Here is a 5,664-nt window from a genome sequence, read left to right on the forward strand (position 1 = left end):
ACCAAAGTGCCAAAACTAATGACTTCCATAAAAATCACATGTCATCTGAACATGACACTGCGCTCATGATAAAACGTAAAAATATAAAAATACACGTACCCGAAAATGTTATAGAATAAGTCTTCACTCAAACTTCCCCACTTGAGCTGTATAGGCTTGCGGCTTTATAGAAGTTGCGAGAGCACTATGCGTGAAGGATAAAACGTACAAACTGCCTAAACACCCATAAAACTATGACGGAAGGGGGGACTTGAAAATCTTCCCTCTCTAAAAAGAGTGCAAAAAATAGCGCTCAACCTAGATTGGTCTCAAAAATTCTCCGATGCCTCTCAAATTAACTTGAGAAAAAAAGGCACCATCACCCATACTATATTTGTCCGTCTATATCACATCCAAGGTGCATCCTTGCCAAGCAGGTTGCTATATGAGGAAAAGGTCTTATTGCTACCATCTTGTCTCTCACGAGAGAACTTTCAAAATAAACCTTCATTCTAGATGGATCATAATGGAAGCACCATGGAAGAAGGATAAAACGTACGAGAGTCTAAACACCCATAAAGCTACAGTGAGGGAATGGGGTGGCTTGAAAATATTCCCTTTCTAAAAAATGCAATGGCTCATATAGACATACCACTAAAAAGTTGAACTCACCTTTCTATCTTAAAATCCTACCTCCCAATCCTTCTCTGAAACTATTTGTGCATTACCTCAGTCTAGAGACTTTAAAAATATCCCATCAAGCTCTTCGTAAAGTGCATAAAAATAGCAAGAGATTTCTATCACCCTACACTTAAAACCAATCCTTCCAAAAAAGAGCTATAGTAGTCCTACCACGCTTATTTTACACAACGCACGCATCCTGTGCTCTAGAGTAAATGGGAGCGATGAACCATTGATTTGTCAAAACGCTTATAAACTCATGGGCATATAAGTGATGAGGTAGTGTTATCAACGCTCCAAGCGGGATGCGCAACACATTTGTGAGATGACCAACGAGAGGGCTAGGTAGCTGGCGACTTTATCCTGATTGGACAATCAGTTTTGCTCAATGTCAGGAGGGAGAAAACCCATGGGTGGCAAATGGTGTGAGACAAAAACGCACAATCCAATCCTTTAAAAAAATTGAAGACAAAAAAGCTAACTGCTTTAGACAAAATCTTATTGCTATCATTGCGTCCATCACTAGAGCGATTTCAAAATAAACCTTTATTCTAGATGCTTAAAAATAAGCTAAAAAACATGTTGTTGGAGTTTGAAATTTGAAAACTGAGCTTTGCCTCTCTAAAATGCAAACTTCCCAATTCTTCCCTGAAACTAATCGTTTACGATCTTATTCCAGAAGCCCCAAAAAATCCTACAAACATAACCAAAAATAATCAAAGTCCTCTCCAAAATTTTCAGATATCCTCGTCTTTCAGAAAAAAACTGTCTTATATCTGCAATTTGGCTTGAGAAAAAACGGAACATCTCTATCCATAGATAAAAAATGGCGAGAAGGTGAAAAAAACGCTTCCAGCTTACCTCTATCTTAATATCATAAAAAAGCTACAAAACTTGCTTCCAATGAAAAACGCAAGCCAAACTCTTCGTCATGGCACACAATCTTTTTAAAGGGGCGGAAATCTTTAAGAAAAATCAACATTCTGGCGTGAGAAAAAGAAGGGCTGGCTTTTTGCTTTTGCAGCCATGGGTACTAATGTTTGAATGGAAGCTGGCAGTGGGGAAGGGGAAGTTATAGAGTGCGTGATCACTAAATTTTATCCCGCTATAGGAATATTGGGTTTTATAAGCTATAGAGAAGGTTATGTCGGGGGGGGATGGGAAGCGCTCTTAAGTCTTAAAGATAAGAAATGATTTTAAGAAAATTTGCTCTTGCTCTTAGCTCGAAATATAAAATGTTATGATAGGCTTTTGATGAAAATGATGTTGTTTTGCGATAAAAAAGACAAACATGCATGGAGTGGAGGCTTTGCTAGCCTTTTGTCTTAAAAGACAAAACCTAAAATGCCTATGATCGTAACGATACCCCGATTATTTGCAAAGAGTGTTTTGTAAAGGGTAAAGCATTATGTTGGTAGCAAAAAGCCTGTAAAGAGAAAATGGTTATGGCATGTAAGAATAGTGCTCTTTTTTATTACGGCTGATCTATGAGCTCTAAGATATACATTGAGAGAGAATGTGCGGCATTAAAAGTTAAGCGCGCATGGTGAGGTTTGAGATTGATTAGTTCCAAATCTTTTTCTGAGCGGCCGTGCGCTGCACTTTTCTTGTTTCTTAAATTCATAGTACCACTAACGATTTGATACAGACCGGATGCGATCATTTTTAAGCCATTTTCATCTAGATCTTGACTTTTTAAGTCTTTTTCATCTAGATCTTGATTTTTTAAGTTTTCTTGCTTCATATCTTCGGGATGGGTCTTGGCTTTCTTAACGACTTGTTTCCATAAAGCGGGCAGATTATTACGGGCGTTTTCTGCATATGGGATAGAATGGTGGTCGAGATAAGCTTTGCAAGAGGCTTCCAACAGATTTGCTGCAAATAGAACCGCCCCCCTTGGATCTTTTTCTATATTTTCTAATGCTCTATTTATTTCGATTTCTACTGCTGAAAGTTTTTTCTCTGCAATAAGTTTTTTTAGCTCTTCTGTAGAGAGGAGACCTGCTTTTTGCAATTCTTGTGTGGAGGTCAGCTCATTCTTGATAATATGCCCTCCACGCTGATATCCCAAGTCATACTCCTTTAACTTTTCTAAAACTGTATGTTTATCTTTTTGTAACTGTAAAATTTTTTCATATAATGGTGGATTGAATCCGCTTGGGTCTGGGTCATAATATTCTTTTTCCAAAAAATCCCCAAGCAAGTTACCAAGGACTTCAAGTGGTTCTTCGCATTGAGAATTGATTGCACGTAGCCACGCTTTAACTTTTTGGATTTTTGTACCTTCTGGAACCTCAGGAGGAGCAAATGATGCAATAAACAAGTCATCTAACTCGTTATGCGTATAATGGTGCGCAAACATTGGAGGAAGTAGTCCAATGATTGCAGGAGGAATAGTGTTTTTCTGAGAGATTTTTTGCGGAGATGATAATTGCATTTTATGGCTTTATAATATCAAAAAGTGGTGTGTGGAGTGGTTTTTAGAATATGATTTTATTGCCTGACCTTGCATAGAAGGTCGCGCAACAATTTTGTGGCTTATATAAGATTTGTGAAAGAGAAATACTATATTGTGTTTTAATTTTTTCTCCTTTCATTGTTATAGCAGTGAGGGGGATGGATAATGTGTGATAATTCGAAAAATATAGAATGAGAATAGAAGTATAATTTTGTATTATTGTAACTGCAATAACATTCTTTATTGATAGATTGTTTATTGGAGAGAAGGAAGCAGGCAATACGCATAATCCCTGAAAGGAAGGCTTTGTGACAAGAATTTCAACAATGGTATATTACCAAATGTTGGCACAGTTCTTTACTTGTCAGAAAGAGCAGATGGGGTTCTTTGTTCGCATAACCGGTAGAGAGAACAAGTGGGTAGGGGATCGGTTTACCAATTTCGTTTATTCCGTTAAAGCTTACGGTTTTCTATAAAAAGGCTGTTTTCATTATATCCGCTGTTAATCTTGCACACTTGGTAGATGGAAATATAGACGTTTATCGTGTCTGTAAGGGAACTTGAAGCAATGAAGTTATGTGTAAAAGAGTTCTGAAAAGCTTCTTTTACCGTAAATTTTATAAGGAAAATTTAAAGGCGGGGAAATTTTAAGCAAATCTCAGAGCACACTGTAAAAGTAAAAAAACAGCCTTTTTAGAGATGGTTTGCTGTCTGTCATCGTGCTTCATGATTTTCAATATTTTTAAAAATTTTCCCCTCAATGAGAGAAGGCTTTTTTATTAAAGAGGAGAAGATTTGTGATGACAGTTCACAATGGAATGGAGAGAGAGGCTGCTTTACCAGATGTTTTTGTCGCTTCATCTTCATTTGAACCTGTTGCGGTTATGCAAGCATAGCGATTCAAGGAGGTTTAAATGGGGTGAATAACATCACCAAGTTTGCAGCACAGTGCTATTTTCCACATCGCGATGCGTGGCAGAAGAGGGGCAGCATTTTGGCGGGCGGGGGCGGGATGCCATATTCTATGCTGGTGCTGTAGGGGTGTCTGTTAGTGTGTTTATGGGACTATTCCGCATTGAAACGCGTGCTTAATTTTCGTGGATATTTGCAAAGATACCAACAGAGAATCCCATATTTCAAGAGGTTTTGAGAGGTGTCCAAGAGCACAAAGGAAGCATGATGTTGATAAACACCCCACGTTACTGGAGATGGCCAAATTTTAGAGTTTAAGGAGCTTGTTGGTTTAGTGTTCTTTCATAAAAATAACGAAGGTTGTGGTCAAGGTCTCAGTGTGTTGGTTTCTCGAAAAGTGGTAAACTACTCTATGATCTTATAAGCCATTGAAAATGTTATTGAGAAGGCGTTCAAACAAAGCATATCATAAATCTGAGCCCTTTTCTTTATGCGATAAGGAGAGTGTGAGGCAAAACAGTAAAAATGCAGCGATATTGTTTGGGTGCCAAATGTATTCTCAATAGTTTATAATTTTCTTTTCTTAAATGTGCAGCTCTTTCTGGAAAATGTTCGACAATCTCTTAATCGTTTAATAAAAATTAAAATCGGTTATAAGGAAGAGCTTGTAAATTATAGAGTAGGAAAAAATTGCATTTTATAAACAATAGGGGAAGGCTGTTTCCATAGCCCAAACATTTTTTCAAGTTGTTATGGTATCTTTTTGAAGTACTTGATCGATAAAAGTTTGATAATTATCAGAAACAATATATTGGGTATTTTCTCCCAAAGCTTTGAAATATTCACGACCGCAATGGATTTTTACTTCTTCCAGATCGTGCAACATGTCTTCGAAAATACTTCCTTTGCTTTCCACAACAAAATACAGTTTGTTTTGTCCATCTTTTACTTCAATAGAGGCGACTTCAATCTGCTTTATAAGCGTTTGTTCATAAGCATCGATGGAATCCAGCCTATATAGCATGTTGTGTTTATTATTTATTTGATACATTTAATCTAGAATGTAAATTGTGTTCGTATATTCAAACTAATATACTGGTATTGAAGCGGTGAGAGTGTTACTTTGTTGAGAATAGATAATTTGGTAGGTTGGTATTCCCTTTGTATCAGAGAAATTTCACCTTATTCTCTCATATTGTACGTGGATGAAATATTAACCGCATAATGCTCCCTCTTACATGAGATATAAGATTGATATGCTTTCCATATTAAGAAAAGTTGTTGATTGTAGCGGAATATGTTTCTGCGATATTCGTTTGGTTTAAATGGCAAAAATAGAGCAATAGTCGCATATTTGTTACGCTGTAACGCATATATATAATCTATGGAGTCAACACTTCATTTAAGAAATTTCTTAAAGAAAAAACATAAAAAAATAGAATTGTTGAAAAAAAATCTTTTATTTTGAAGCTTGTTTCTCATGATTATAAAAGCTTTACGTGGATGTCGAAAAATTTGATTGTGCTGAAAAGCATGAAAAATCAAGAAAATTTTGCAAAAAAAAGCTGCATCATGTGTGCAGCTTTTTATGTGTTTGCTTTAGAGGTAGAAGTTTTAAAGCATGAAAGTATCCT

At 36.5% G+C, this 5,664-nt stretch carries 2 protein-coding genes; both read right to left on the bottom strand.

The window, feature by feature from the left end:
* Positions 1–2,134: 2,134 nt before the first annotated feature.
* Entirely contained in the window at positions 2,135–3,097 is a 963-nt protein-coding gene (locus ACFIKQ_RS08825) for an abortive infection family protein (protein WP_375653339.1), read from the bottom strand.
* A 1,675-nt stretch (positions 3,098–4,772) separates the two neighbouring features.
* A complete protein-coding gene (locus ACFIKQ_RS08830) occupies positions 4,773–5,054 on the bottom strand; it encodes a hypothetical protein (protein WP_375656291.1) in 282 nt (93 codons plus the stop codon).
* Between the last annotated feature and the right edge of the window lie 610 nt (positions 5,055–5,664).

This window comes from Bartonella sp. MR63HLJHH, from assembly GCF_042194155.1.
GTDB classification, from domain to species: Bacteria; Pseudomonadota; Alphaproteobacteria; order Rhizobiales; family Rhizobiaceae; genus Bartonella; species Bartonella grahamii.

Bases quoted from the DNA above. Each gene is read 5' to 3' on its own strand.
- ACFIKQ_RS08825 (WP_375653339.1), bottom strand. From the start codon at position 3,097: ATGCAATTATCATCTCCGCAAAAAATCTCTCAGAAAAACACTATTCCT.
- ACFIKQ_RS08830 (WP_375656291.1), bottom strand. From the start codon at position 5,054: ATGCTATATAGGCTGGATTCCATCGATGCTTATGAACAAACGCTTATA.